Origin of the sequence: Streptomyces sp. TBY4 (genome assembly GCF_024213195.1) — a bacterium.
Classification (GTDB): domain Bacteria; phylum Actinomycetota; class Actinomycetes; order Streptomycetales; family Streptomycetaceae; genus Streptomyces.
The window spans coordinates 225,257-251,721 of record NZ_JANAVF010000007.1 but is presented as its reverse complement, the minus strand read 5'-3'; the positions used below and the strand labels follow the sequence as shown (position 1 = coordinate 251,721).

The window sequence follows — 26,465 nt, the reverse complement described above, 5'->3', positions numbered from 1 at the left end:
GCGCCCGCCCCCGCCCGCCGACCCGCGGCCCCCGCCAGGAGGACGCGATGAACGACCGGGCCGAGAGCCCTCCTCAGACCCGGACGGGGCGCTGGTTCCACCATCTCGCGCCCCGCCCGGCGGCCCGCATCACCCTGGTCTGCGTACCCCACGCGGGCGCCGGGACCGCCGCCTTCGGGCCGTGGGCAGACCTGCTGCCGCCCGAGGTCGAGCCGGTCGCCGTGCGGCTGCCCGGGCGGGAGAGCCGGCGGCGCGATCCGCTGCCGTCGGACTGGCCGACCCTGGCACAGGAGTTCGCCCTCGCCCTGGAGCGGCGGATCACCGGACCCTACCTGCTGTTCGGGCACAGCATGGGCGCGATGCTGGTCTACGAGAGCGCCGTGCGCGGCCTGGCCCGACCGCCCGTGCGCGTGCTGCTCTCGGGCTGCCGGGCACCCACTGTGCCCCGAGCCCTGCCGGCCATCCACGATCTGCCGACGGAGCGGTTCCGGTCCGAACTCAGCCGGCTGGCCGGCACCCCGGGGGCGGTGCTCGCGTCCCCTCGGCTGATGGCCCTTCTGGAACCGGTGCTCCGCGCCGACATCCGGCTCGCCGAGACCTGGTCGCGGCCCGCCGACACTGCCGACGCACTGCCGGTGCCCGTCACCGTCTTCGCCGGCGCGGACGATACGGTGGCGCCGCCCGCGGCGGTCGGCGCCTGGCGGGCCCTGGCCCCGCACGGATTCCGGCGCAGGCGGGTCGGGGGCGGGCATTTCTTCCCCTACGAACGGACCTCTGAGTTCCTCGGGCTGCTCGACGACGAGATCGCCTTGTGCCTCGGCACGTCACGAAGGAGTCATCGACCGTGAGGTCACCCTATTTCACCCCCGAGCACGAGGCCTTCCGCGCGGAGGTCCGGGCCTTCCTCGCCGCCGAGGTCATCCCGCACGCGGCCCGCTGGGACGTGGAGGGGAACGTTCCCCCCCACGTGTGGAAGGGCCTGGGGCAGCGCGGCTGGCTGGGCCTGACGCACCCGAGGGCCGCAGGCGGCGGAGCGCGTGACCTGTTCACGTCCGTGGTCTTCCTGGAAGAACTCGGCCGCGCCGGCTTCGGCGGGCTGCGCGCGGCCGTCTCGGTGCACGCCTACATGGCCACCCACTACCTCGCCCGGTTCGGCGGACCCGAGCTGATCCGGACCCATCTGGCCCCGGCCGTGCGCGGGGACCGGATCTCGGCACTGGCCATCACCGAGCCCGGGGCGGGCGCCGACCTCTCCGGGCTGTCCGTCACCGCCGAGCGGGTGGGCGACCGGTTGGTGGTCGACGGCGTCAAGTCGATGGTCAGCAACGGGATGACCGCCGACTTCCTCGTCGTCGCCGTGCGGACCGGGCCCGCCACCCAGGGCCCGCGAGGCGCCACCGGGCTCTCCCTTCTGGTGGTGGACACCGACCTGCCCGGAGTCCACCGGACCCCGCAGCGCACCCTCGGGTGGCGCTCGGCCGGCACCGCCGCCATCACCTTCGACGCGGTCCGCGTCCCCGCCGATCGCGTCGTCGGCCGGCTCGACCACGGCTTCTACTACCTGATGCGCGGGCTGCAACTGGAGCGTCTGGTCGCCGCCGTACTGGCCGTGGGCGGCGCAGAACACGCTCTGGACGACCTGTGCGCCTTCCTCCGGGAGCGCTCCGTCGCCGGCACGGCCCTCGCCGGACGCCAGGCGCTCGTGCACCGGATCGCGGACCTGAGCACGGACCTGGCCGCAACCCGTCAACTCGTGTACCACACCGCCTGGTTGTACGAGCACGGCGAGCTGCCCGCAGTGGAGTGCTCCATGGCCAAGCTGCGCGCCACGGAACTCGCCTGCCGGGTGGCCGACGCCTCCCTGCAGTTCCAGGGCTCGCACGGCTACTTGGAAGAATCCTCGGCGGCCCGGGTGCACCGCGACGCCCGCGCCGCCACGATCGCCGCGGGCCCCAGCGAGGTCCTGCGAGATCTCATCGGCCGGGACCGGCTGAACCGGCCCGGCGCCCCGGTCTCCACCGCGGACAAGGCATGACGGCCGACACCACGGCGGTCCTCTTCCTCGCACTCGCCCTGGTGCTGGGCGTGGCCGGGGTGTGCGGGGCCGCCGCCCGCCGGCTGGGGCAACCGGCGGTCGTGGGCGAGATCCTCGCGGGTGTGCTGCTCGGCTCGACGGTACTGTCGCAGACCTGGGGCGGGCTCGGCACCGGCCCCTACGAGCGGGCGCAGCCGCTGCTGGGGGCGCTGGCCAACGTGGGTCTGGCCTTGTTCATGTTCGTGATCGGCCACGAGCTGGACCCGGCCTTCGCCCGGCGCAGCGGCCGGACCGTGCTGTGGGTGGCGGCGGGCGCGGTCCTGTTGCCCTTGGGCGGCGGTGTGCTGGTCGCCCTTCCGTACGCCGAGGAGCACGGGCCCGCCGGTCCGCTGGGGTTCACGCTCTTCATCGGCGTCGCCCTGTCCGTCACCGCCTTCCCGGTGCTGGCCCGCATCCTCTCCGATCAGAAGCTCAACCATTCCCGGGTCGGTCGGATCGCGATGGCCGCCGCCGGGGTGAACGATCTCGTCGCCTGGTCCTGCCTGGCCGTCATCGCCGCGCTCCTCGGCACCGGCGAGGCCTGGCGCCTGGCCTTCCTGCCCGTGTACCTCGGCCTGCTGACCGGGATGGTCCGCCCTCTGATGGCCGGGGTACTGCGGCGGCGCGCGCGGGACGGCGCGGAGGCCGGAGCCACCGGAGCGGTGATGGTGACCACGGCGCTCATGGCGTCCTGCGCGGCCACGGAGTGGATGGGGGTCCACTTCGCGTTCGGGGCGTTCGCCCTCGGCGCGGTCATGCCCCGGGCGCAGGGTGGCGGAGCGGCGGCGGCCCGGCCGTCGGTGTTCGAGGACCTCGCGAACTCGGCCGGGCACCTTCTGCTGCCCGTGTACTTCGTGATCGCGGGCACCCGCGTGGACCTCACCGCCTTCCGGGCCGTCGATCTCGGCGCCCTGGCGGTGATGTCGGCCGTCGCGGTCGGGACCAAGATGGCCGGCACCCGGGTGGGGGCCGCTCTCGGGGGTCTGCCGCGACGGGAGGCCCGGATGCTCGCGGTCCTGATGAACACCCGGGGGCTGACGGAGGTGGTCATCCTCACCCTCGGTCTGAACCTGGGCTTCATCGACCGGTCGTTCTACGCGATCCTGGTGGTCGTGGCCATCCTGACCACGGTGATGACAGGGCCCCTGCTCCGCGTGCGCCGCGTCCGGCCGCCGGATCCCGTGCCCGGGTCGGCCGGTGCGCCGCCCTCCGGGGAGGGTCTCGTCGCCGGACGCGGGACCGCTACGGGGCCAGAGGCCCCCGGCGGGGCAAGAGGGGGCAAGGAGGTTGAGCGCGGCGCCCCGTGACGCCGGCCCGGCCGGCCCACGTCGCGGGGCGTCGCGCTCAACCCGGGGTGACGGCCCCCTCCTCGCCCTGGATCGACTCGTCGCGCAGACTGGTGCGGAGCATGCCCTCCCGGTGCAGGCGCTGTTCGAGCTCCAGCACCTCGACGGCGGCCTCGCGAGGACACGAGGCCGCCACTCCGATCAGGCCCCACCGCCCGGGTACCGAGGTGATCGCCCGCGCCCAACCCTGGGCGCTCCGACGCCCCACGCCGTCCTCCAACCGCTTCAGATCGGTGTCGGCGGCCGGGCGCACCACCTTCGTGGCCGCGTACACCCCGTCCGGCCGCCCGGCCCGCTCCCGGGCCTCGGCCAGCAGCGCCCGTACGTACTCCGCGCCGTTCGAGGACAGATTGAGGTCCTGCATGGCGACCACCGGAGTCGATCCGAAGCTGCCGCCCAGCCGGGCGATCGCGAAGTCGACACCGCCCTTGACGAAACCAAGGTCGCGGCCTTTACCCCGGAATGCCTCGTGCAGTCCCGCCATGCCCTCGCGCGCGGTGCGGAACTGTTCGGGCGCGATGCCGAAGCGCGCGCAGGTGCCCTCGTCCACGTAGACGCTGCCCTCCCACACACTGCCCCGGGTGATCTGCACCGTCCCGCCCTCGGCCGGCCGGCCGGCCACCACGTGCACGGAGGGCGCCAGGATGAACTCGTAGCCGGGGACCCGGTGCCGCAGGTAGTGCGTGTGGGCCTCCAGGACGTAGTCCTCCTCGGACTCCATCATCTGCCGGGCCAGTGCCTCCAGAGCCGCCTCGTCGCCCAGCGGCACCGCCGTCCTGATCCGGTCACCGGTCAACGCCTCGGCAGGCTTGAAGCAGCCCAGCTCCAGCCCGTACCGCTCCACCAGCAGGCCTGCGGCCTCCCGCACCTGGCGGTACAGCGATTCCTCATCGGCGCCCGCCCGGGAGATCGAGTACCCCGGCAGCCTCGGCAGCAACACCCCGAACTCGGCGTGGAACGGAGTAAGTTCGAACTCGACCGCGAGGAGGGACCCTGGATCGCCGGCCGGGATCCGGCCCCCGAGGGCGCGGACCGCCTCCGGGGTCGGATAGAGGGTCGTCTTGCGGTTCCACCCCTCGGCGACCTCCGGGCCGTTGGCGTCCACGCGCAGGACGTCCAGCCCCGCGGCCCGCTTGAGCCACAGCAGCAGCAGCCGTGCCTCGGTGTCCACCGCGAACAGGCGAACCACCGTCTCCGGCACGTCCCTCAGTTGCCGGATCAGCAGTTCCAGCGGACGGGCCAGGCGGTCGGGCGGCTCAGCGGCCGCCAGGGTGAGCAGGGCATGCGTGAGGTAGTAGTAGCGCGGTTCGTCGACCTCCACCGGCACCACCTCGGCGGCGGCCACCGCCTGCCGCCACGCCTCGCCCCGCCCGACCACCAAGTCGCCGGGCGCGGCCAGGTACACCGATCGGGCCTCGATGTAGGCGGAGAAGTCGTCGGGGGAGGCTCCCAGCGCGAGTTTGGCCACGTCCGCCTCGAAGCATCCCTTGAGCGTGGACGCAGTCCCCAACACGATCGCCGGCGCGGCCCCGCGCGGCACTCCGAAGGGCCGCAGCTCCTTCTCGGCGGCGACCTCGGCGGCGGCGAGGCCGATCCCGAGCAACCGTCGGGACAGCCCGTCCAACTCCCCGCGCGACAACAGCTCCGGACCGGTGCAGAACCCTTCCCATGCCAGCGTCCTGCCCTTGTGAACAACGGTCTGCGCAACCATCACACCACTCCCAGTGCCACCACGAAAAGAGATCGGTCGGACACAGTCTGTAGGGCCGGTGCCGCCATGGCCAAGGGGCGCCAAGGGTGATGGCCGGATCGTCCCACGGACGGACCCCGGTCCCCGCCTACCGGGTGGGAGGACCGAAGCCCGGCGCGCGACCCACCTGTTGCCGTCAGACTCGCAGAGACACCGGGCACGCACGGCCGGCACCGGGCGCGGGCGGGCGCGCACCCCGCGCCGTGGATCAACGGGCGGCAACCGGGGGCCCAGGTCGCGCGGAAGCCAACGGACGGGGCCGGCCCAGTTCGGGGTGCGGGGCTGCCGCCCATCGGGGGCCTGGAGCCGCGGGCCCGCGAGGCGCCGGTGCGTGACTTGCGTCGCCTATGGATGGTCTGGGGTTTGGGCGTGGTCAGGGGCTGCCAGATATTCAGGGCAGTCGGGGTTGCGGCAAGAAGCCGGGCCCCATACGGGTACGTAGACCCCGAGCGTCTTGTGCCGTCTCCGGACGGTCGCGTCTACGTGTTGCTCACAGACCGGGCACCGCAGCTCGCCTTGCGGCAACCGCAGTTTCAGCTTCCAGGACTCCGACGAGGCGAGCTCGGCGAGGAAGCTCAGCTCCCCCACTGCCTGTTGACGGTAGCCGTGTGAGGTGAACTATGGGGCGGCCGGGATGCCGGCCGCCCCTTCGCGCTTGAGAGGAACAACCATCCGCATGGGCAAGAACGTGGCGATCGTCGCCACCAAGGTCGGCAAGAAGTTCCCGATGGGCAAGCAGACCGTGCCCGCGCTATGGGATGTCTCCCTTTCCCTTCCCGCCGGCACGCTGACCGCACTCACCGGGCCCAGCGGCTCCGGCAAGAGCACGCTGCTGCATCTGATCGCGGGTCTGGAACGAGTCGACTCCGGCACCCTTGAGGTACTGGGCAACCAGGTCCACACGAGCACTCCGGCCGAGCTGTCAGCGCTGCGGCTGCGAGAGATCGGGTTCGTCAACCAGGACTTCAGCCTCCTCGCCGACCTCACCCTGATCTCCTCCTTCGCGGTCAGGCCCGGCGCGCCGCGGCGTGTCCTGACCTGCCGCTCCCGGTGCCTGCGTACGGTCCTTCGCAGGGGCTGAGCGGACAGGAGTGCCCGTGGCGGTGGTGGAGGCGTGCGACGAGTGGAGTGCTCTGCGGGAGGTAGTGGTCGGCACGGCGTTCGGGGCGATGTTCCCCGACGAGGACCGGCGCATGATCGAGGCCACCATGCCGGTCGAGCACTGGGACGAGTTCCGGCCCGGGCACCCGTTCCCGGTATGGATCACCGAAGCGGCGGAGCAGGAACTCCAGACGCTGGCGGAACTGCTGGAGTCGATGGGCTGCCGCGTCCACCGCCCGCAGCGCGTGCCCTGGGAAGGACTGGGCGGGTACTGCGCGACCATGCCCCGGGACAGCCTTCTCGTGATGGGCGACCGCGTCATCGAAGCGCCCATGGCCTGGCGCAGCCGTCAGCACGAGCTGCTCGCCTACTGGCCGTTGATCCAGAAATGGCGGCAGGCAGGCGCACGCTGGCTGCCGGCCGACGTCGACCTCGGCATGGACCTCCTCGACGCCGGACCGCGCGAACCCGGACCACGATGGGTGATCGGTGAAGGCAGGCCCGCCTGGGACGCCGCCGACTTCCTCCGCCTGGGGCCCCGCACCGTCGTGGGCCAGCTCAGCCACGTCACCAACCGCTCCGGCGTCGACCACCTGCGTGCGCGCCTCGGACCCGACATCCGCGTGCACCTGCTACAACCTGACGATCCCCACGCCATGCACATCGACGCAACCCTGTGCCCACTACGCGAGGGACTCGCCCTCTACAACCCGGACCGCATCGCCCCGGAGGCGATGCGCGGCACTCCGCTGGACGGGTGGGAACTGGTTCCCGCGCCACGGCCCGAACCGAACGCCGGACCCCCGCCGCGGTACATGACGAGCGCGTGGGTGAGCATCAACCTCCTCGTCGTCGACGACCGGCACGTCCTCGTGGAAGCCGAGGACGAGAAGCTCCAGACCCTGCTGACTTCGCTGGGCTTCACACCCCTGCCGTCCCCCTTCCGTAACGTCCAGGCCCTGGGGGGCTCTTTCCACTGCGCCACCCTCGACATCCGCCGGGACCGCCGAACATGGACGGCGTGAAGATATGCGCGCCACACACGGACATACACGCTTTAGGCGGCTTGACTGGCCGAGGATGTCCAGGCAGCACAGCAGGGCGCCTGTGCCGCCACGGGACTTGTCCGTTCACGCGGGCTCCCCGGCTCCGGAGAGCCGCTCCAGCTCGGGAAGCCCATCCTCGCAACAGGTCCCGCACACCAGACGGCAAAGTTCCGGCCGCTCCGGGATGTTGTAGGCGAGGCGCTGTCCTGCCCTGCGTGTGCGCAGGTCAAAGCCACAGCGGGCACACAGCAGTCCCATCGAACCGGCTTGCCTGACCGTCCACGTCGGCCATTCGGCGGCGAAGCAGGACAGCAGCACCGTCGCCATCCCCGATCGCCTGGGCTCGAAACAGGTGAACGTGAAGCCCGATGTCCCCGCTGGCAGCTCGTCGATCGGCTGCTGGAGCGAAGGCACCCACCGCACCAGCCTGCCAATCTCGGCGAACGGAATCCGTACCTCGCGTCCCTTGCGGTGGTACGGTTCGCGGGCCCGGCGTGGCCTGAAGGCTGTCACGGTCTCGTGCGGCACCCCCAGCAGGTTCAGGTCCTGCGACAGTTCCGCCGCGGACGCCCCCGAGTCTCCGGTGGCGTCATCGCGCCACACGGCCAGCCCGCCACCCGACAGGACACCGGAGATCCGCACGACCCCGACCACGCGACGCTGGGCAGCCCGCTCGGCTTCCGTCACCATGTGAGCCATGAGCCCGCCCCTCCACCGCCGGCGCCGCATGGGTTGTACCCGTAGGGAAGCACGACGACACCAGGCCCTGTCGGTTGCTCGGCCATCTCCGTGGAGCGGTCCCTCGCTCGCACGATGGGATGAACCCCGGGCAAAGGGTGCGTTGGGTGGAGAGTCGGCCGCTACATTCGCAGCGTTCACAGGGCTGGGGTGCCAGCCCCAAAGGCAGGAGACCGTGGAGCTGATGGCCGAAGGACCTCCGGAGCGTGTGGCCAACCGGCATCTCTCGGGGCTGATCGGAGAGGCGGGATTCTCCAACGCCGAGCTCGCACGCCGGGTCACTCAGCTTGGCCGCGAGCGCGGTCTGGATCTGAGGTACGACAAGACCTCAGTCGCCCGGTGGCTGCGTGGACAGCAGCCGCGCGGGGCCACCCCCGCCCTGATCGTGGAGGTGTTCACCCGGCGCCTGGGCCGGAGCATGTCGACCCAGGCCGTGGGCTTCGATGCGTGTGCCCCCGAGTATGCGGGCCTGGAGTTCGCAGAGACGCCGGAGCAGGCCCTCAATATTGCGAGCGGTCTGTGGCGCAGGGACGCGGGTGGCAACGCCGCGCTGAGGAAGATGGCTTTCACCCCCGCCGGGCTTGTGGTGCCAAGCAGGGACTGGCTGATCGGCCGGGCCAACGAGCCCGTAGGCCGCCCCGACCCGGCCACGCTGGCAAGACCGCACCTTCCCGTTCAGAGCAGGACTGCCGTCCCCCCACAGAGGCAGACCTGTCGGGGAGCGGGCCGACAGGTCAATGGCGGGGACATCGCGGCGCTGCGCTCGGCCGGTGAACTCTTCCACGCCCTCGACCAGACCCATGGGGGCGGGCACGCGCGGCGGGCGCTGGTGAGCTATCTGACCGATGAGGTTGAGCCGTTGCTGCGGGGCTCCTACGGCGAGGCGACGGGCAGACGGCTGTTCGCCGCCGCGGCCGATCTGACCCGCCTGGCGGGCTGGACCGCGTACGACGTAGTCGCCCACGGCCTCGCCCAGCGGTACTTCGTTCAGGCCCTGCGCTTCACGCAAGCGTCCGGCGACCGGGTGTACGGCTGTTACGTCCTGGTCACCATGAGCAGTCAGGCCGTCTACCTGGGCCACGGCCGCGAGGCCGTACAGCTGGCGCGGGTGGCCCAGCAGGGCGTCGGCGCCGGTGCCCCGCCCGTTGTCCAGGCAATGCTGCACTCCGCGGAAGCCCGCGGGCACGCGGCGTGCGGCGAAGCCAGGGCCTGCACGGCTTCGCTCGTACGGGCGGAGCGCGCGCTGAGCATGGTGCGGCCAGGGGACGAGGTGCCGCACTGGGCAAGCTTTTACGACGAGGGCCAGCTCGCGGGCGAGTTCGCGCACTGCCACCGGGATCTTCACCAGTATCGCGCCTGCGCCCAGCATGCGGAACGTTCCCTGCAACTGCGGGCCCCTGGATACGCACGAAGCCGCCTGCTGTGCCAGATGGTCCTCGCCACCGCCCGCCTCGGCCTGGGAGAAATGGACCACGCCTGCGCCCTGGCCACGCAGGCGGCGCACCAGGCGGCCGAGATGCGGTCGGTACGAGCCGTGGAATACATCCGCGCCTTCGAACGCCGCCTGGGGCCCTACCGCGACACGGCAGCGGGCCGCGCCTACCGCGACCGGGTGGCCACGCTCCTGTAAGCCCCAAGCGTCATGACCGGGCGCTCCAAGGCGAAGGCCCAGCGGCACGATGATGCAGCCGGGCATTCGCCCGTACGGCCAGAAGGTGCGCTCCACCGGCCGGGGCCCGGTCGCTGTGACCAGGTTCGCGACTCGAGGAGGATACGGTGCCGGCTTCCCGCCGGTATCCGGCGGGAAGCCGGCCCGCCCGCGTGTCCCACGGTGTGGCTTGCCTGACCGGGCCGAAGATGTGCGGCACGTTCTCCTCAGGTGACGCGCGTCCGGCGGGCGCCGAGCAATCTGCTAACGAGCTGCATGGATGTCAGCGACGGTGACCGGAAAGCCGAGCCCGGAAAGCTGCGGCGCAGGTGGGTGACGGCGGTGGTCTGGGTGAGGGAGACAGTGAGGGAGGCGACGCCAACGATCAGGCCCATGCCGAGGACGTACGGCGAAGAGGAGGACGCCCTGGGCCAGGAACCCGCTGCGGAAAGGGGAGACCACGATGGCGAGGAAGGACGCGATGGTGCAGCCGAGAGAGGGTGGAGCTCGGCGTCACCGCCGCCCCGGATGCGACGCGTATCGGGCGGTGCGGGTTTCATTCTCCGGCCGTACCACTGCGCGGCCAGCTGTCGCACGGGCGATCGTGGCGAAGGTCAGACCGGCGAGGAGCCCGAAGACCAGGTGGGCGCCGAGGCTGGAGGCGCTGAATTCGTTCCAGTCGAAGACTGGCATGCCCATGTTGGCCGACATGATCCACAGGGCGCCGAAGGTCCACCACGCCGCGCCGTAGACGAGACCGAGGACGGCGGCAGGCAAGGGGCTCCGGGCGAAGGGGCCGAGCAGCGCGCCGAACCTGACGCCCGCGAACAGCGCGATGGACAGGTGGATCAGCCAACCGGCGAAGGCGTTGGTCGTGCCGAGCAGCCCGGCCACCATCGTGATCATCGCGGTGTCCATCACGGGACGGGATACCGACATCCAGATGCCCATCCCCACGCCGCCGACCAGGCCCGCCGCGGCCCCCCAGACCGTGTGGTCCGGGATGACGGCTGTCCTCGCGTAGGCCCGCAACGCGCTGGTCATTGCATATCGCCGATTTCTGGCTCGAATTCCCTCATCCTCAAGACGACGTGAGGAGCGGGGTGGGTGCTGGTATGAAAAAGCGCTTACGTACCCGCTGGTAGATCGCCCGGCGCCGTGCGGGTCATCGCTCACACCTAGTGTAGGGGTCGGAGCCGCCGCCTTCCGGCCATACCACCAGGCGCCGGACGCAGTGCATCCGGCCGTCCGCGTGGGGCGGTGCACGCCTCGGAGGACAGGACGCGGTGGGTCAGGCGCGACAGGGTGCCTTTGGTTCGAGTGTCAATGACACCGGACACCCCCGAACCGCCAAGAGGCCCTGTCCTCACGTACCAGAACCCTGTTCGAACCCCAAATTCGGTGATCGGTATGAATGCGGATTAATCATTCAATGGGGGCCGTTCGTGTCTGACAGACCCTGGCCCGGCTTCGCAGGCCGTGCCGCTGGTATCGCTGCTGTGATCGCGGACCGGGCACATGCAGCTATGCGCGGGGTCGCTATTGTCTGGCGGGAATCGGATGCAAGGGGAGGCTTTTCATGGGACGTGGATGGGCAACGAGCAGGCCGGTCGTTCTCGCTGTTGCGGTGGTCGCGGTGATCGGTGTCGGCATGTACCTGTTTCAGCCGTGGAAGCTGTGGCAGGACGAGACCGTGCGGGAGGCCCTGCCTTCCACGGCCGCCACCGCGTCGCCCGGGCCGTCCCAGCCGAGTCCGGGTCCGACGCTCACGGCGCCTGCGGGCCCTCAGACGGTCTCTGCGGGGCAGCTGATCAGTCATGAGCACACGACGACGGGCACGGTGAAGATCGTCCGTCTTGCGGATGGTTCGCACACGCTGCGGCTGGAGAACCTCGACACCAGCAACGGCCCCGACCTGCACGTCTGGCTCACGGATGCGCCAGTGAAGGAAGGCAAGGCGGGCTGGGAGGTCTTCGATGACGGCAAGTACGTCAGTCTGGGCAAGCTCAAGGGCAACAAGGGCGACCAGAACTACGTTCTTCCCGCGGATGTTGACCTCTCGCAGTACACGAGTGTGAGCATCTGGTGCGACCGCTTCAATGTCTCCTTCGGCGCCGCGGCACTCGCGAAGGCCTGACAGCCTGACGACAAGCGGCCCGCCGACGCGAAGGAAGGGTTGTCGGGAGCGAGCCGATAGTGCCATCCGTCGCCCCCTCGCGGGCGATGGCCGCGCCGGATCGCCGCGCACAGCTCGGCCTTCGACATGACGGTCCTCAGGCCCGCAGCGCGCGTCGCAGTCGGCGTCCGAGGACCTCGACGGTGAGGCTGAGCGCCAGCGACGCCAGCAGGATGCCGGCGACGACCGGGAAGTCGAAGGCCGCAAGACGTTCGCTGAGTAGTCGGCCCAGGCCTGCGGCGCCGACGACGCCGACGATGGCGGTGTCGCGTACGCAGATCTCGAACCGGTACAGCGTGTAGGTGATGAGGTGATGGGCGGACGGGGGCCCGACGGCGAGCATGGCGGAGACCGTGCGGTGCAGGCCGGCGTTGCGCAGGGAATCGCGTGGCTGGAGGTCCATGGTCTCCCAGGCTTCGGCGACGAGCCTGCCGAGGATGCCGCCGGTGTAGACCCCCAGCGCCAGCGCGCCGGGCAGTACGCCGGGGAAGAAGGCCAGGAGGGCGACGACGGCCCACACCGTCGGTGGCACCGACCGCAGCACCAGGAGCAGCAGCCGGGCCGCCCCCCAGACGCCCCGTCGGGCCAAGGCCGCGGGGGCGCGCCGGTCGGCGCGTGGGCGGCTGGCCCAGGGGCCCACGATCAGGGTGATCGCGATGGCCACGAGCATGGCGAGGACGGCCATGCTCACCGTGTCGAGGGCGGCGTCCGCCAGTACCCGCCCACCGCCTGCGGGGAATGCGGGGGGCCAGAGGTCCGTGAGCAGTCGGCTGCTGAGATCCCGGGTGCGGGCCGCGACGATTCCGGCGGGCGAAAGGCCCACCCACCACCACGCGGCCGCGACCGCCGGCAGCATCATGGCCAGGGACCAGCGGGTCGGGCGGGACAGGCCGCGCGGCGCCCGACCTCCGTCGCGGGTGCGCTCGCGCCCGACTGACCAGTCGGCGCAGGTCACCACCGCGACGTCGCGGCGAACGCGGTGGCTCCACAGTTCGACCGCGGCCGCCAGCAGCAGCAGTGCTGCGACAAGCGTCCAGACTTCGCTCCAGTTGCGGGACTGCAGGCTCACGATCAGTTCGAATCCCAGGCCGCCCACGCCCGCGATCCCCAGCACGACCGCCGACCGCAGCGCGCACTCCAGACGGTAGAAGGAGTAGGACAGCAGCAACGGCGCTGTGCGGGGAAGAAGGGCGTAGGCCAGCGCGGAACCCCGGCGGGCGCCGAGGGTGCGCAGCGCCCGCAGCGCCGTGTCGGGCACGGCGTCGAAGGTCTCCCCGAAGACCTGGGCGCTCTGTGCGCCGAAGGGCAGGGCGAGAGCCAGGACGGCGACGAGCGGGTCGAGGCCGAAAATGCTGACGAAGAACAGCGCCCACACCAGCTCGTGGACCGAGCGAACCGTCACCAGCAGGCCGCGGAGCACAAGTCGCCCCGCACGAATGGGCCAGGGCGGCGAGCTGCCCCAGGCCACGTCGCTGAGGACCAGCCCGCCGATCAGTCCGATGGCCAGTGCTCCGGCCGTCCCGAGCAGGGCGAAGGCCAGCGTGGTGGCGGTCGCTTCGAGGACCACGCCGAGGAACTCGGCCTCGAGGGAGGGGCGCAGTGCGGTCGCCGCCAGGTCGTCGAGGAGACGCAGGCCGCCTCGGTTGACCAGCGCGCCGCCTGAGGGTGTGGCGCGGTGGACGGCCCAGGCCAGCAGACCGGTGAACGCTGCCAGCCCTGCCAGCCTGCGCAGCGTCACCCGCCGCCCGCTGGCGCCCTTCCGCTCAGCGGCGGCGTCCGGCGGTGACGGCGAGCGAACGGGTTGGAGCGTCATGCGAGTGCGTACAGATCATGCAGTGCGGTGTCGCTCACGTCGGCCACGGGAGCGTCGAGAACGATCCGGCCGTCGCGCAGACCCACCAGGCGGGCACAGTGCTCTCGGGCGAGTGACGGCTGGTGCAGGCTCACCACGAGCGTGCGCACGTGGGATGAGGTGCCGAGCAGGCCGAGGGTCCGTGCCGCGCGGACGGGATCGAGGCTGGAGACGGGCTCGTCGGCTACCACCAGTTCCGGATCCTGTACCAGAAGGCGGGCGATCGCCACCCGTTGCCGCTCGCCGCCGGAGAGGCGTTCGGTGCGCTCGTGGAGCGCCCAGCTCAGGTCGACGCGGGCGAGCGCGTCCCGCACGACGTCGAGTGACCGGGGCCAGAGCAGTGAGGCCAGGGCGCGGGGCGTACTCCACTGACCGAGCCTGCCCGCGTTGACGTTGTGCAGCACCCGGACCTGTTCGATCAGAGCGAGGTGCTGGCTCACCGTGCCGATGCGCCGCTGAAGCAGTCGAAGTCGTGCAGCCGACAGGAGCGCCGGGTTCTCGCCGAAGACCTCCACGGTGCCCTTGGTCGGCGTCAGGGACCCGTTGAGCAGTGCCAGCAGCGTGCTCTTCCCGGCGCCGCTGGTGCCGAGAACCGCCACGCGTTCCCCGGCGTGGACGGTGAGGTCGAGATCGCGAAGCGCCTCGTGCGAGCCGTAGCTGTGCCCGACCCCGCACAGCCGGAGCACGGGCGAGGCGTTCACCGCAGCAGCCCCAGGCCGCGGGCCACATCCTCGATGCGGTCGTAGGCGGAGTTCTCGGTCCGGACGAACGACTGTGCTCCGAAGAGCCCCAGAATCTGCGCGTCCTGGGAATCGCTGGCGTCGAGGTCCAGGAGCAGGTCGAGCACCTTTTGCCGGGTACCGGACCCGAAGGTCTCGTCGAGGTCCGGACGCGCCAGCCAGTGGTAGTCGGCATAGCCGGGGGTGCGCCACAACTCCGTCACTCCGCTCGGGTTGATTCCGCCGGCCGCGGCCCTCGCCTTCCACACCTGCTCGTTGACGGCCCCGACCTCGAAGCTGCCGGTGGCGACCGCCTCGATGGTGGCGTCGTGCGAACCGGAGAAGCCCGGCGCCCCTCGCAGGTCGCTCAGCTCGAGTCCCGCCTTCCGCATGAAGAACTGCGGCATGAGCCGGCCCGAGGTGGACGTCTCGCTGCCGAAGGTGAAGGTGTGCCCGGCGAGAGAGCGCAGACCGTCGATCGTGCCGAAGGGCCGCAGACCGGAGTCGGCGCCGGCGATGAAGACACTGTGGAAGTCGGCATCGATGTCACGCTGCGCGAGAGCGGTGGCACCGGGAACGCGTACGCGTGCCTGGACGCCGGTGAGCCCGCCCATCCAGGCCAGGTGGATGTCGCCGATCTCGAAGGCACGCACCACCGCGGTGTAGTCGGTGACGGGCCGGTAGGCCACCGGGAGGCCGGTGGCGTCGGCGAACCGTTCTGCGACCGCCGGGTAGAGCCGGTTGAGGAGTTCGGGGTCCTGGTCGGGGATGGCGGAGATCCCGAGCTGTCGGGCATCCGAACCACCCCTGCCCCCGCTGCCACAGGCGCTCAGCACCAGCGTCGCACCGGTGCCGAGGAGGAAGGTGCGACGGGTCAACGGGTTCCTGGGCACTGCTCTCCCTTACCGCCGGGCGGATGGCGATCGCGCGCTCGAGATCAGTTGCGGGGTGAGGATCGGTCCCGAGGGCCGGCGACCGCCCAGGCGACCACGGCCGTGGACAACAGGAAGGCCGCCGAGGTCGCGGTGCCGCCCAGGAACGGATCGGTGAAGCCGATCTGAGCGAACAGGGAAAGGGCTGCAACGAGGCCGACGGCTGCTGCCGCCCGTCCGAGGAGGGCCGTGCCGCTCCGGGCTGCCGCCAGCAGCAGTCCGCCGACCAGCATCAGCACCACCCCGCCGGCCAGGTTGTACTCGCCGAGGCTGAGCGACAGGTCGCTCGAAACCAGCCCGGGGCCACGCGAGTCGAGGGGATCCCCAGCGGAGCGCACCACGCTGTACGCGCCGACGACGACGGCGAGCGCACCCCAGATCTGTCCGAGGCGCCGGGCGGGGAGTCCGGACCGTACCGCGTCGACGGCGAACATCCGCCCGGCCGAGGAGAACAGGATGACCACATGGGCTCCGATCATCAGCCAGTAGGACCACGGCCATTCGTGGGGGGCGAAGGCGACCGACAGGCCGATGGCCAGTGACTGGGCCACGCCGAGTGCGGCGGCCACCCGTACCCAGGCACCGGTCAGGAGCATCACCGCGAGCGCGGTCTCGACGATCAGCACTGCCCAGCCGAAGACCTCGATATGGGGCAGTACGAGATGCTCCACGACCCAGCTGAACGGTGGGAGCACCGGATGGCCCACCGCGAAGGACGTGAAGTGGTAGAGCCCGCTGTCGGACTGCTCTCCGAAGTCCGGGGGACGCTTCCACTCGACGTTGTACAGCCACATCAGGCCGAGCAGAATGCGGAGAAACACCGCGGCGGCAGCCTGTGGGCGGGGGACGTCGTCGGCCGCGGGAGCGAAGAGCCAGCGGACGAGATTCTTTACCCCGGGTGCGGTCGCCATCGGTGTCTCCTTCATCTGTGGTAGACCGGTGAGTCCTGCTCAGGCACAGCGGAAGACCTCACGTCCCGAACGGGCGGCGGCGTCCTGAACGGCGAGGGTGTCGCGCACCACGCCGAAGACCTCCGACAGCGGCAGCGGGGCGTCGGCGATCCGCAGATGCGGGTTGGTGACGGCCACCGGGTGCCACCAAGCGCCGTCCGCGGTGAGAGTCGGCTCCGGCTCGAGACTCTCCAGGGAGACGTGCACTCCCTCGGTCGCGAAACCCTCCTGGGCCACCGGGCGGATGACACGGTCCCCGGGAGCGATCCCCACATCGTCGAGGCGCCGGTGCAGCGCGTCGACGCCCTGCGGGTCTTCGTCGTACAACGTGGCGGCCACCCGCACCCGGAACCCGAGGGAACGGGCCAGCGCGATGCCGTCCATGGCCTTCGACCACGAGCCGGCACCCCGCTGCCGGTCGTGCAGCTCGGGCGTGGCCGAGTCGAGGCTGATCTGCAGCACCACGTCACGGTCCAGGTTCTCCAGGGTGTCGCGGCGGGTGCCCCTTGCGAAGATCATGCCGTTCGTCAGGACGGTGCGCTCCAGGCCGGCGCCGGCGGCCACCAGGGCACCGAGCTCCGGGTGCATGAAGGGCTCGCCGCCGGTGAAGAACACCTCGCGGCCTCCCTGGGGGAGGAACTCGGCGAAGACCGCAGTGGCGACAGCGGGATCGAAGCGCCGCGCGACGGCTTTCGGAGAGGATTCGGCGCAGCAGTAGACGCAGGCGAGATTGCAGTTGAAATTGGTATAGACCCACAATCGTCGGCCCACCGGTGTCCGTGCGCCCCGACTGAAGACCGTGTCCGGACGGGTGGACGCGCCTGTCTTGCTCACCGCGAACCACCATGGGCCCTCCGCCGACTCGGCGAACTCGGTCACCACATCGTGCCCGACCAGGTCCGCCCAGGCCGGCAGGTCGGTGACCACGCTGACCTCCGCGCTGCGCACACCGAGCAGCTGCCCGGGCTCCAGACGCCTCATCGCACGGGTGATCAGCAGCAGCAGACCACTCCCACAGTCCATGTCACCGCCGTCGACGAGGGCAGCGACCTCGCCGAGGGGATTCGGTGCCCGATCAGGATCAGCCGGCTGAGTCATGTCTCCCACGGTAGCGGCGACACTGCCCGGCGTAGAGCTGATCACTCATGACGACACGGTGATGTCGTCGTCCGCTTCTGCGAACCAGTCCCCTGGGGTCTATCGTCGGAGCCATGACCGACGGCAAGGCGCGCCCCGACAACGCAGCGGCCCGCGCGACGTTCTGGGAAGAGATCCATCACGGCAAGAACGTCGACGGAGTCTCCTGGTGGCAGTCGGTCCCAGCACTCTCCCTGGGCCTCGTCGACGAGACCGGGCTCGGCCCCGACGAACCGATCATCGACGTAGGGGCCGGATGGTCGACCCTGATAGACCATCTGGTGGAACGCGGTTACCGCGACCTCTCGGCGGTCGACCTGTCGGTCACCGCCCTGCACACCGTCCGGGACCGACTCGGCCCCGCAGGCGCGGACGTCGTCCTGACCGTCGCCGACGTCCTCGACCTCCGCATGGGCCGCACCTACGCGCTGTGGCATGACCGCGCCGTCTACCACTTCCTCACCGAACCGGAAGAGCGCGCCGACTACCTGGCGTCGCTGCAACGCTCGCTGCGACCAGGCGGATGGCTCGTCGTGGCAACGTTCGGCCCGGACGGCCCGACCACGTGCAGCGGCCTGCCGATCGTTCGCTACACCCACGCCGAACTCGCCGACCAGTTCCCCGGCTTTCAGCTCGTCGACACAGCAGGAGAGGACCACCAGACCCCCTGGGGAACCTCCCAGCAATTCACCGCGGTCCTGCTGCGACGCGCAACCGATACAACCACCCCTCCGGGGTAATGGCACACTGAGGCTGATCCGTTGGAGTGGACACCCTCACAATGGATCAGCCTCAAAGTGCGGCGCACCCAAGTACGAGGACCCGGCCACGTCGTCCCGCGTCTACGCAATCAACCGGGCCGGGTTCCGGCGGCTTCTCGACGAGGCGGCGGTACGCGACACCATCCGCATCGCGGATGCCGCGCGGCTGTTCCGCTCGACCAAGGACGTCATCCAGATCCGGGAGGTTCTCCAGCAGCGCGGCCTGCACCTGCGCATCGCGACCGGCGCCTGGCCCGGCTTCGATCTCGCCGCCGACGACCGCAGACCAAGCTGTTCGTCACCATGCTCGCCGGGGTCCTGGAGTTCCAGCGCGACATGATCAGCGAGAACACCAAGGAGGGCGCCGCCGCCGCAGCGGCCTCCGGCAAGATCCTCATCCGCCCGGCCACCCTCGACGAGTACCCGGCCGCCGACATCGTGAAGGCGTACGGCGAGGGCGCCGCGGTGAAGGGGCTCGCCCGGCGGTACGGCCTGGCGCCCAAGACCATCCTGGATGCGGCCGGAGCCCGCGACATCCCGAATGACGTCGTCCCACAACTGGGCGGTGTGGCCGGGACCAGGAGCAGGCGCCCGAGCCCGAGCACCCGCATGCCATCGACGTGCCCGGCCTGTTCGCCGACCACCTTGAAGACGCCCAGGACGCCGCTGTCCACGAGGCGCTGCGCAGCGGCCGGACCATCCGCCGAGGGCAGGGCTACTCGGTGCGGGTCACCGCCCCGCTCGCGCTCCACCAGGCCGCGCTTGAGCAGTGCGCCGCCCTCGCCGATGACGGCTCCACCCCGGCAGGGCGCAAGGCGTACCGCACGCATGCCGACCGGATCGCTGCGGCGACGAAGAAGTGAAGACGATCGCATCCACGCCGATGCTGCTGGCCCGCACCCGCCACACCTCCGTCTCCCTGGCATCCAACGCGGCCATCTGCCCGCCGGGAATCAGCGGCCTCGGCTATGCCGTGTCGGGGATGAGGCCGAATTCCGTCAGCAGTTCACCGATCTCGGTGGAGTCCAGCTTGCGCAGCAGGTGCTTGCGAAGGATCTCGGGGCCTGGCAGGTGGAGTGTCTCGCCGTCCCGGAGCCGTCCGGCGGCTTCGAGCAGTCTGCGGATGTCGTAGGTGGAGTTGAACACTTCCGGGACGGCGCGTTCGATGCCGAGCAGTTGGTAGGCGGCTTCCATGCCCGTGCGTACGGAGTACTCGGTGGTGAAGATCGTGTCGCGGGTGGTCTCGGCGAACTGGCCGATGAACGCGAAGTTCACCGCTGCCCGGGGTACCACGTCCGGGCGGTCCCCGGCCCGGCGGGGCAGGAAGAAGGCGGTGACGTAGGGCATCATCACCGGCACGCACGTAGCGCCGTTCGCCGCGAGTTCCCCGATCTCGTCGGTGGGGGCGCCGAGGTGGTAGAGCCACTCCTGCGTGATCTCTTCCCCGGTGCAGTCCTGCATCGGCTTTTTCACGTAGTCGCCGGGCCGGTCGGTGAACAGCCCATAAAGCCACACGACGATCTGGTCGGCCGGCTGCTGTTTGAAGTGGGGCTGCCGGTTGACAGTCCAGCTCATAAGCCAGCTGGAATCCCGTGCCGTGACGATGCCGCCGGTAACGACCTTTCCGCTGAACGGGTCGCGTTTGGCGATCCTCTGAATCAGTCTCGGGATCCGCGAGTCGAGTGTGGTGACGGTAGCCGACTCCCATTTGCTCTCGGGGATGTTGCCGCAGAACACCTCGGGCCGGCCGAAGGACTCATCGTGGCCCGCGATCCTCCGCCAGAGGTCCCATGCCGGGGCCGGGCCCTCATCCAGGCGGGCCGCGGTGTGATGGTCACCGTCGTCCGAGTTCTCGGTGAGGGAACCGATCGTCGTGAACAGCAGGTCGTCCGCTCCGAGGTCGGTTCCGCCCGCCTCTCCGGCGGAGATCCAGTGGATGCGGGTCGCCTGCTTGCGATCCGAGGTGATGTCGAAGCTGATATCGGTGACCTCGGTGTCGAGTTGGAAGGTCACTCCCTGGCCGACCAGCCACCGGGTCAGCGGGAGCACGAGCGACTCGTACTGGTTGTACTTGGTGAACTTCAGCGTGGACAGGTCGGGAAGACCGCCCACGTGGTGGATGAAGCGGTGCAGGTACAGCTTCATCTCCAGGGCGCTGTGCCACTCTTCGAAGGCGAACATCGTGCGCCAGTACAGCCAGAAGTGGCTGTCCAGGAAGTCTCGGCCGAAGACCTCGTTGATGCGTTTGCCCTCCATCTCCCCGCGAGTGGCGAGGAAGATCTTCAAGATGTCCTTCTGCGCGCGGTCGCTGAGGGCGAACAGCCCGTCGGTGTGAGCGTCCTGGCCCTGGTTCTCGGTGACCCGCTGCAGGGAGAAGTTGGGGTCGTCCTTGTTCAGCCAGTAGAACTCATCGAGGACCGAGGCGCCCTCGATCTCGATCGAGGGGATCGACCGGAACAGGTCCCACAGACACTCCATGTGGTCTTCCATCTCGCGGCCCCCGCGGATGACGAAGCCCTTCTCCGGCTCCTTGATGCCGTCCAGCGCGCCCCCCGGAAGTTTCTGCTGTTCCAGGACGGTGATCCGGTCACCGCTCATACGTCCGTCACGGATGAGGAAGGCAGCGCCGGCAAGGGAAGCGATTCCGGAGCCCACGAACCATGCCGTTTTCCGCTCCACCCCCTCAGGCTTGCGCGGACGTGCGAATGCCTCGTAATTCCCACTGCCGTAGTGCACGGTGACCTCTTCCCTCGCGGACGCACGCGGTTCTCCTGGGGCCGGGGTGTCACGCTCTGGCTCTCTGCCGGGATGGGACGAATGGCGCCGAGACGTAACTTTTCGCCGACGAAGAGGACCGTACCGGCCCCGCCTGGCGAAGGCCGGACAACACGTCGCCGAACAGGTCGCCGACGCAGCAAGCAGCAACACCCCGTCGCCGTCATGCTCCAGGGCCTGCGGCACATCCTGCGGCCCTTGAAGAACCGGCGGATCATCTTCACCGACCCCACCGCACGGATCTTCTGCGGCATGCCGACCTCCACCATCCCTCTGCCGGTCGAGGTCGACGACCTCCGTAAAATCCTCCACGCCCAGGAAGTACCGCGGGCGGCCCTGGCGGCATTGGCCATCTTCCACGCGCTCACTTCCGGGCAACTGCGCAGCCTGAAGACCACCGATCTGCGCGACGGCCCGCTGTTCCTGCCGAACCGGACGGTCCTGCTCGCCGACCCCGTACGCACCCGCCTGGCGGCCTACCCGGACTACCGCAACCACCGGTGGCCCCGCACCGCGAACTCCCACCTATTCGTCTCCCAGACCACGGGCTGCGGCGTGGAGCCGGTCAGCCACGTCTGGATCAACGACGTGCTCGGCATGCCCACCAGCCGGCTCCGCGAGGACCGCCTCCTCCACGAGGCCGAGGCCACCGGCGGCGACCCCCGCCGCATCTGCGACCTGTTCGACCTGTCCGTCGGCGCGGCCCTGCGCTACTCCGGCACCATCGACCAGCCCGGCCTCGTCGAACACAGCCTCCGCAACGCGGGACCGCCGCCGAGGCCCCTCGCTGGCGACGTCCCGGCAGACTGACGCCGCCGGTTCGGCGGGACCGCCGTCCTTATGAGGGTTCTTGCCCCATTGGCGCAGGCAGAGCGCTATTTTCGGGGGATGACGCAGCCGACGCCGATCGACCACCCGATCTCCAAGGTCTCGTTCTTCCTCCGCCATACGTCGGCGTGGAAACGGGAGGCGCGGGAGAACGCGGAGACGGTGAAGGAGGGGCTGAGCCGTCCGGGAGTGCTGACGGACTCCGACGTCGCTCGGATCAAGCGCGTCTACACCGAGCAGCAGGAGGACCTGGCGCTGTTCGAGCTCAGTCGGCGCGCTGGGCGGCTCTGCCGAACCTGACCGGCTCGCGCCGCAGCGGCCTGGCGGAACTGGACGGCAACCTCGCCGAACTCCGCCGCATCAACGCACAGATCCTCGACATGGCGGCGCTGCTGGAACGCGCGACCCTGGAACAGCAGATGAGCGCCCCGGATGTGGAATGGGGCATCGCGGCCCTGCGCGGAGACCTGCCACGCATGTAACCGCGGCCCGGCTTGACCGTGGTCAGCCCGCACAGACGATGATGCCCGGAACGCTTCAGCGTTCCGGGCATCATGCGTGAGCGGCAGGGCTACCGGGAGAGCCTCAGGTCCCAGCCGTCGCCGGTGCGGACCAGGGCAGGGGTGTAGGTGGCGGGGGCAGGGGACCCGGCTTCTTCCCACTGTTTCAGCCAGTCGAGCAGGACGGTCAGGGACGGTGAGTCGGGGGCTTCGGCGAGGATCGTGCCGTCCTGCTGGATGACGGCGGCCGTCGTGGTGCTGTGGCCGATCGCCCACAGGTCCGGGCTGAGCCCGGCCATGGTGAGCCGGTGGTCGCCACGGGTGGCGGCGAAGGTCCGCCAGGACGGCAGGTCGATCTCCGCGCCCGCGACGGGGACGCGGCTGACCGGCTCACGCTGTCGGGTCCGGTGTTCGTGACGCTTCCGTTTCGAGGAGCCGTTTGGGGTGCATTCCGTTGGTGGCGCCGACGAAGGGCGGGTGGATGCTGTAGCCGAGCATGCGCCGGATGTCCTCGGAGACGGTCTGAGCGGTGTCGCGACTGGTGGAGAGGGTGTAGGCCTCCTGGGGACGTAGCCAGGGCTCGCAGTACTGGGCGGTGACGGCGAGTCGATCGCGGTCCGAGCGGTTGGCTCCGCCGCCGTGCCACAGCGTGCCGAGGAAGAACACGCAGGAACCTGCGGGCATGGTCGCGGGCACCCGCGGGTCGGTGTCGGTGGGGCGGCGCCCCTCGCCCCAGCGGTGGCTGCCCGGAAGGACCATGGTGGCGCCGTTGTCGCACGTGAAGGGATCGATGGCCCAGATGGTGGCCGCTGCAAGGGCTGGACGCGGACGGGGGATCGGGTAGAACGCGTCGTCGTGGTGAAGGAGCTGGCCGTCCTCGCCGGGCTGGATGTTGATCACCTGGAGCTGGGAGAGCAGGTAGTTGGGCATCAGCAGCCGGTCGAGGAGGGCCAGGACGCGCGGGTGGTCGACGAGCCGATCGCAGACGCGCGTCTTGTTGAGGACGCTGTAGAGGCGCTGGGTGCGGTGGCCTTCGAAGATGTTGCGACCGGTGCGGTCGAGCAGGGGCGCGACCTCGGCATGGATGCGTTCGCACTGGCGCCGGTCGAGCAGGCCCTCCCAGATCACGTACCCGTGCTCTTGGACGGCGGCCAGGTCTGCGTCGGTGACGGCAGGGTCGACTGCGGCGCCGCTGCTCGGGGCGGCCTTGTAACGGCGGGCCAGGTCGCCTGCGAGGTCGTCAAGGACGGTGACGGCCGGCTGCGGGTGTTCGCGGGAGGTGGCGGGCATGGTGCTCAGTCCTTTCGGTCGCGCAGGCCGACGGCCCTGCGGGTGAAGGCCCACACCTGGTCGGTGACCAGGTCGGCGGGCGGTGTCGGGGTGCGGGCCAGGGCGACGGTGGCCATCGCGTGGATGCCGCCGAGGACACCCGCAGCGGTCAGCTCGGGGTCCCGGTCGGGTTCCAGTTCGCCGGTGGCCTGACCGTGGGCGATGTTGGCCGCGCCCAGGTCGACCAGTCGGGAGAGCAGCCGGGTGTGCGCGGCGGCGACCTCGCCGTCGCCCACCGGGCCGGCGAGCATCAACGGCGCCAGCGGCTCGGCGTACAGGAAGGCGATCCAGTCGCGGACGCGCGATCGTTCGCGCGCGGCCCATGTGGGCGCGTCGTAGGTGCGCAACGCACTGGCCTGGCAGAGGCGTTGGTGGAAGTCCTCCGCCACTGCGATGAGCAGACCGCTGCGGGTGCCGAAATAGCGGTAGGGCAGGCCGACGCTGACTCCGGCCCTGTGGGCGACGGCGGCCACCTCTAGATGGCCGGTCGCGGCGAGTTCCTGGGCGGCGGCCCGCAGCAGCCCGGCACGAGCGGCCGACCCTCGGGACCTCTTGTCAGATGCCATGAGCACGATGCTAAGTTGAGTTCAACTCACTGTCTACGCCGACGGAGGGCCGCACCTGAGGCGGCCGGCTGTGCCCGGCGCCGCACCCGGCTTGCCGGGATGCCGAACGGAGCGGGGACGCGTACGCGGTGGGGGCCCGCCGACCCCATCGCGTAGGCAGGAAGGGTGTTCAGCCGATGAGGCCACCGGGTCTTGACCTGGGAAACCTCGTCGGTGTTGCAGGCCGCGGCACGCGGTGCGCGGAGGCCGAAGTCGTACGTCCGGGATGCGAGCAGAGGTTCCAGCCATTCGGCGAGGCTGGGCGTGGTGCGCAGGGCCGGGACGGCGGCGTAGGTCATGGAGGCGGAGCAGGTGTGGCCGGCCTCGACCTGGCCCCAGACGTAGAACTTCGCGGCGCGGGCGACGTGGGCGCCGGGCCGGGGCTCCTGCCACGGGGTGGCGTGCAGTCCGCTGCCGACGGCGATGCTCATCAGCTCGTGCCAGTGCGGGTGGAACTCGACCTCGTCGACGCGGTGGCCGTAACGGTCGTTGATGCGCAGAACGGGCGGGCTGTCGTTGACGAGGCGGCCCCATTCGGCGGCCTGCTCGGAGCCGGCGAGGATGCCGAGCTCGTGCAGTTCGCCGGTGGCCCAGTCGGCACCCTCGCGGCGCAGCCCCTCGACGAGTGCCGGGTCGGCGGCGGCGTCATAACCGTGGTGCGGCGGGACCTGGTTGATGACCTCATGCGTCTGCGACAACGTGTCCTCCAAGGGCGCGCAGGGTGAAAGTGATCAGGGCGGAGACGACGCCCCCCGAAGCGGCGTCACCGTCGGCGAGCGGGCCGACGAGGGCCTCGTCAATGGCTCCGACGAGTGCCGCCGCGGTCAGCTCGGGTGACTGCGGGGGCAGCTCCCCCGCCGCCACACCGGCGGCGATAGCCCGCGCGTACACGTCGCGGAACGCCCGCCGGAAGACGAGCCGTTCGGTGTCGACGGCTGGGTCGGCGGGCTCCGCGAGCAGGGCGAAGGCCCGGCGCGGGGCGTGCAGCGCGCGGGTGGCGACGACCTCCGTGGCAGCGGCCACGCGCTGCGCCGCCGTTCCGGAGATCCCGGCCTCCGCGGCGATGGCGGCGACCGAGCAGCCGGCGTAGCCCTCCCGGGACAGCAGCCGGATCGCGGCCTCCAGTACCAGCTCTTGACGTGCGTCGAGACGGGCCTGCACAGCGGGGGGTCGTCGGTAGGGCATGGGAAGAATTGAAGGATTGATTCGCTGCTTCACACCAGACCCTTCGCTGCCGTCGCGACCACGGCGCCGCCACCGGTACGGCGCACCGTTCCGCGCGGTCCGCGTCGTGGCCGCGCGGGGTGCGACACGGCCTTCATGATGACGCGCATGACAGCCAAACTGGACAACGCTGTGGGGCTCTACCTCGACGGGATCCGCGACGGCAACGCGCGCGAGGCCCTCGACCGGTACGTCGGCGACCGCTACACGCAGCACAGCACGGGCGTCGCCGACGGCAAGGAAGGCTTCCTCGCGTTCTTCGAACCGTTCCTCACACGCAACCCTGACCGGAAGATCGAGGTCGTGCGGGCGATCCAGGACGGCCCGTGCGTCTTCCTCCACGTGGAACAGACACTCGGAGGGACGACGCGGTGGGTCACTGCAGACCTGTTCGACACCGACGAGAACGACCGGATCGTCGAGCACTGGGACACGATCGCGGCCGGCGGGCGGACCAGCCCGTCGGGTCACACCCAGACGGACGGCGCCACCGAGATCACCGACCTGGGGCGGACGGAGGAGAACAAGCAGCGGGTCGCGGCGTTCATCACCGATGTGCTGCAAGGCGGACAGACCCACCGCATCGCCGAGTTCATCTCACGGAATCGCTATGTGCAGCACAACCCGGAAGTGGCCGATGGGATCGAGGGCTTCGGGGCCTTCGCCGCCGACCTGGCGGTGAAGGGGCAGTCGCTCACGTACACCAAGGTGCATCGACTCATCGGCCAGGGGAACTTCGTCGTCACCCTCAGCGAGGTCGACTGGGCGGGCACGCCCATGACGGTGTTCGACATCTTCCGACTGAAGGACGGCCTGATCGTGGAGCACTGGGACAACGCCGAGCCGATTCCCTCTCCCGCCGAGGCAGGGAACAGCGGAAAGTTCTGAGGCGAAGGCGGTGAACCTCTGATGATGCTCGCCCCCGTGTCGGCGCCCCGGCGCGCGGGTGCTGGTCGGACGCCGTCCGGTGGATC

Annotated in this window: 25 protein-coding genes and 2 pseudogenes; 13 read left to right on the top strand and 14 right to left on the bottom strand. The window is 70.4% G+C overall.

Features of this window, described 5'->3' with window-relative positions; all coding sequences use genetic code 11:
* Positions 1-47: 47 nt before the first annotated feature.
* Genes NLX94_RS19305 through NLX94_RS19295 form a run of 3 tightly spaced genes read left to right on the top strand, consistent with a single transcriptional unit; the run spans position 48 to position 3,381 of the window.
* Positions 48-848, top strand: a complete 801-nt coding sequence (locus NLX94_RS19305) for a thioesterase II family protein (RefSeq protein ID WP_254384193.1) — start codon at positions 48-50, stop codon at positions 846-848.
* Complete coding sequence (locus NLX94_RS19300) at positions 845-2,035, top strand: acyl-CoA dehydrogenase family protein (RefSeq protein WP_254384192.1); 1,191 nt, start codon at positions 845-847, stop codon at positions 2,033-2,035. The genes NLX94_RS19305 and NLX94_RS19300 overlap by 4 nt, the downstream gene beginning before the upstream one ends.
* The gene (locus tag NLX94_RS19295; protein ID WP_254384191.1) at positions 2,032-3,381 is read left to right on the top strand and encodes a cation:proton antiporter; all 1,350 of its coding nucleotides are present in this window, start codon (positions 2,032-2,034) and stop codon (positions 3,379-3,381) included. The genes NLX94_RS19300 and NLX94_RS19295 overlap by 4 nt, the downstream gene beginning before the upstream one ends.
* 37 nt (positions 3,382-3,418) lie before the next feature.
* On the opposite strand, the gene NLX94_RS19290 is transcribed toward NLX94_RS19295, so the two are convergent.
* Complete coding sequence (locus tag NLX94_RS19290; protein ID WP_254384190.1) at positions 3,419-5,131, bottom strand: hypothetical protein; 1,713 nt, start codon at positions 5,129-5,131, stop codon at positions 3,419-3,421.
* 715 nt (positions 5,132-5,846) lie between these two features.
* Between NLX94_RS19290 and NLX94_RS19285 the strand changes: the two genes are divergently transcribed.
* Both NLX94_RS19285 and NLX94_RS19280 read left to right on the top strand, forming a co-directional pair.
* Positions 5,847-6,251, top strand: a complete 405-nt coding sequence (locus NLX94_RS19285; protein WP_302169915.1) for an ATP-binding cassette domain-containing protein — start codon at positions 5,847-5,849, stop codon at positions 6,249-6,251.
* Positions 6,252-6,267: 16 nt separating this feature from the next.
* Positions 6,268-7,296, top strand: a complete 1,029-nt coding sequence (locus tag NLX94_RS19280) for an amidinotransferase (protein WP_254384189.1) — start codon at positions 6,268-6,270, stop codon at positions 7,294-7,296.
* A 105-nt stretch (positions 7,297-7,401) separates the two neighbouring features.
* On the opposite strand, the gene NLX94_RS19275 is transcribed toward NLX94_RS19280, so the two are convergent.
* On the bottom strand, positions 7,402-8,016 hold the full coding sequence (locus tag NLX94_RS19275; RefSeq protein ID WP_254384188.1) for a hypothetical protein: 615 nt from the start codon (positions 8,014-8,016) through the stop codon (positions 7,402-7,404).
* Between the two features lie 223 nt (positions 8,017-8,239).
* On the opposite strand from NLX94_RS19275, the gene NLX94_RS19270 reads away from it, so the two are divergent.
* Positions 8,240-9,685, top strand: a complete 1,446-nt coding sequence (locus tag NLX94_RS19270) for a regulator (RefSeq protein WP_254384379.1) — start codon at positions 8,240-8,242, stop codon at positions 9,683-9,685.
* Between the two features lie 531 nt (positions 9,686-10,216).
* On the opposite strand, the gene NLX94_RS19265 is transcribed toward NLX94_RS19270, so the two are convergent.
* Complete coding sequence (locus tag NLX94_RS19265; protein ID WP_254384187.1) at positions 10,217-10,747, bottom strand: hypothetical protein; 531 nt, start codon at positions 10,745-10,747, stop codon at positions 10,217-10,219.
* Positions 10,748-11,282: 535 nt separating this feature from the next.
* Here NLX94_RS19265 and NLX94_RS19260 point away from each other — a divergent pair.
* Positions 11,283-11,840 carry a DM13 domain-containing protein gene (locus NLX94_RS19260; RefSeq protein ID WP_254384186.1) on the top strand — a complete coding sequence of 186 codons (558 nt, stop codon included), beginning with the start codon at positions 11,283-11,285 and terminating at the stop codon, positions 11,838-11,840.
* Positions 11,841-11,976: 136 nt separating this feature from the next.
* Here the strand turns inward: NLX94_RS19260 and NLX94_RS19255 are convergent, their stop codons facing one another.
* Genes NLX94_RS19255 through NLX94_RS19235 form a run of 5 tightly spaced genes read right to left on the bottom strand, consistent with a single transcriptional unit; the run spans position 11,977 to position 17,430 of the window.
* Complete coding sequence (locus tag NLX94_RS19255) at positions 11,977-13,692, bottom strand: ABC transporter permease (protein ID WP_254384185.1); 1,716 nt, start codon at positions 13,690-13,692, stop codon at positions 11,977-11,979.
* Positions 13,689-14,432 carry a phosphonate ABC transporter ATP-binding protein gene (locus NLX94_RS19250; protein ID WP_254384184.1) on the bottom strand — a complete coding sequence of 248 codons (744 nt, stop codon included), beginning with the start codon at positions 14,430-14,432 and terminating at the stop codon, positions 13,689-13,691. The genes NLX94_RS19255 and NLX94_RS19250 overlap by 4 nt, the downstream gene beginning before the upstream one ends.
* The gene (locus NLX94_RS19245) at positions 14,429-15,328 is read right to left on the bottom strand and encodes a putative selenate ABC transporter substrate-binding protein (RefSeq protein WP_254384183.1); all 900 of its coding nucleotides are present in this window, start codon (positions 15,326-15,328) and stop codon (positions 14,429-14,431) included. Before NLX94_RS19245 ends, NLX94_RS19250 begins: the two co-directional genes overlap by 4 nt.
* A gap of 59 nt (positions 15,329-15,387) precedes the next feature.
* Positions 15,388-16,293 (bottom strand): hypothetical protein, encoded by a 906-nt coding sequence (locus NLX94_RS19240; RefSeq protein WP_254384182.1) that lies wholly within the window; start codon positions 16,291-16,293, stop codon positions 15,388-15,390.
* Between the two features lie 39 nt (positions 16,294-16,332).
* A complete protein-coding gene (locus NLX94_RS19235) occupies positions 16,333-17,430 on the bottom strand; it encodes a radical SAM protein (protein WP_254384181.1) in 1,098 nt (365 codons plus the stop codon).
* A gap of 113 nt (positions 17,431-17,543) precedes the next feature.
* On the opposite strand from NLX94_RS19235, the gene NLX94_RS19230 reads away from it, so the two are divergent.
* From NLX94_RS19230 to NLX94_RS19225, 3 genes and pseudogenes are all read left to right on the top strand, one after another.
* Positions 17,544-18,209, top strand: a complete 666-nt coding sequence (locus NLX94_RS19230) for a class I SAM-dependent methyltransferase (protein ID WP_254384180.1) — start codon at positions 17,544-17,546, stop codon at positions 18,207-18,209.
* Positions 18,187-18,417 (top strand): annotated as a pseudogene (locus NLX94_RS39625) (hypothetical protein); the annotation flags it as partial. The gene NLX94_RS19230 and the pseudogene NLX94_RS39625, both read left to right, overlap by 23 nt.
* 433 nt (positions 18,418-18,850) lie before the next feature.
* Positions 18,851-19,093 (top strand): hypothetical protein, encoded by a 243-nt coding sequence (locus tag NLX94_RS19225; protein ID WP_254384179.1) that lies wholly within the window; start codon positions 18,851-18,853, stop codon positions 19,091-19,093.
* A gap of 103 nt (positions 19,094-19,196) precedes the next feature.
* Here NLX94_RS19225 and NLX94_RS19220 read toward each other — a convergent pair whose 3' ends face one another.
* Positions 19,197-20,966, bottom strand: a complete 1,770-nt coding sequence (locus NLX94_RS19220) for an oleate hydratase (RefSeq protein WP_308402457.1) — start codon at positions 20,964-20,966, stop codon at positions 19,197-19,199.
* Between the two features lie 204 nt (positions 20,967-21,170).
* Here NLX94_RS19220 and NLX94_RS19215 point away from each other — a divergent pair, with 204 nt between their 5' ends.
* Together NLX94_RS19215 and NLX94_RS19210 are read left to right on the top strand one after the other, a co-directional pair.
* On the top strand, positions 21,171-21,815 hold the full coding sequence (locus NLX94_RS19215) for a hypothetical protein (protein ID WP_254384177.1): 645 nt from the start codon (positions 21,171-21,173) through the stop codon (positions 21,813-21,815).
* A 78-nt stretch (positions 21,816-21,893) separates the two neighbouring features.
* Positions 21,894-22,133 (top strand): hypothetical protein, encoded by a 240-nt coding sequence (locus tag NLX94_RS19210; RefSeq protein WP_254384176.1) that lies wholly within the window; start codon positions 21,894-21,896, stop codon positions 22,131-22,133.
* Positions 22,134-22,404: 271 nt separating this feature from the next.
* Here the strand turns inward: NLX94_RS19210 and NLX94_RS19205 are convergent, their stop codons facing one another.
* The 5 genes and pseudogenes from NLX94_RS19205 to NLX94_RS19185 all read right to left on the bottom strand — a co-directional run bounded on the left by NLX94_RS19205 (position 22,405) and on the right by NLX94_RS19185 (position 25,452).
* The gene (locus NLX94_RS19205; protein WP_254384175.1) at positions 22,405-22,632 is read right to left on the bottom strand and encodes a hypothetical protein; all 228 of its coding nucleotides are present in this window, start codon (positions 22,630-22,632) and stop codon (positions 22,405-22,407) included.
* Between the two features lie 91 nt (positions 22,633-22,723).
* Complete coding sequence (locus NLX94_RS19200) at positions 22,724-23,623, bottom strand: phytanoyl-CoA dioxygenase family protein (protein WP_254384174.1); 900 nt, start codon at positions 23,621-23,623, stop codon at positions 22,724-22,726.
* Positions 23,624-23,628: 5 nt separating this feature from the next.
* Positions 23,629-24,228, bottom strand: a complete 600-nt coding sequence (locus NLX94_RS19195) for a TetR/AcrR family transcriptional regulator (protein WP_254384173.1) — start codon at positions 24,226-24,228, stop codon at positions 23,629-23,631.
* A 233-nt stretch (positions 24,229-24,461) separates the two neighbouring features.
* A pseudogene (locus NLX94_RS19190) lies at positions 24,462-24,965 on the bottom strand (DNA alkylation response protein); the annotation flags it as partial.
* Positions 24,949-25,452 (bottom strand): TetR family transcriptional regulator, encoded by a 504-nt coding sequence (locus tag NLX94_RS19185; protein ID WP_254384172.1) that lies wholly within the window; start codon positions 25,450-25,452, stop codon positions 24,949-24,951. The pseudogene NLX94_RS19190 and the gene NLX94_RS19185, both read right to left, overlap by 17 nt.
* A gap of 147 nt (positions 25,453-25,599) precedes the next feature.
* Between NLX94_RS19185 and NLX94_RS19180 the strand changes: the two genes are divergently transcribed.
* Complete coding sequence (locus NLX94_RS19180) at positions 25,600-26,379, top strand: nuclear transport factor 2 family protein (protein WP_254384171.1); 780 nt, start codon at positions 25,600-25,602, stop codon at positions 26,377-26,379.
* Positions 26,380-26,465: the final 86 nt, after the last annotated feature.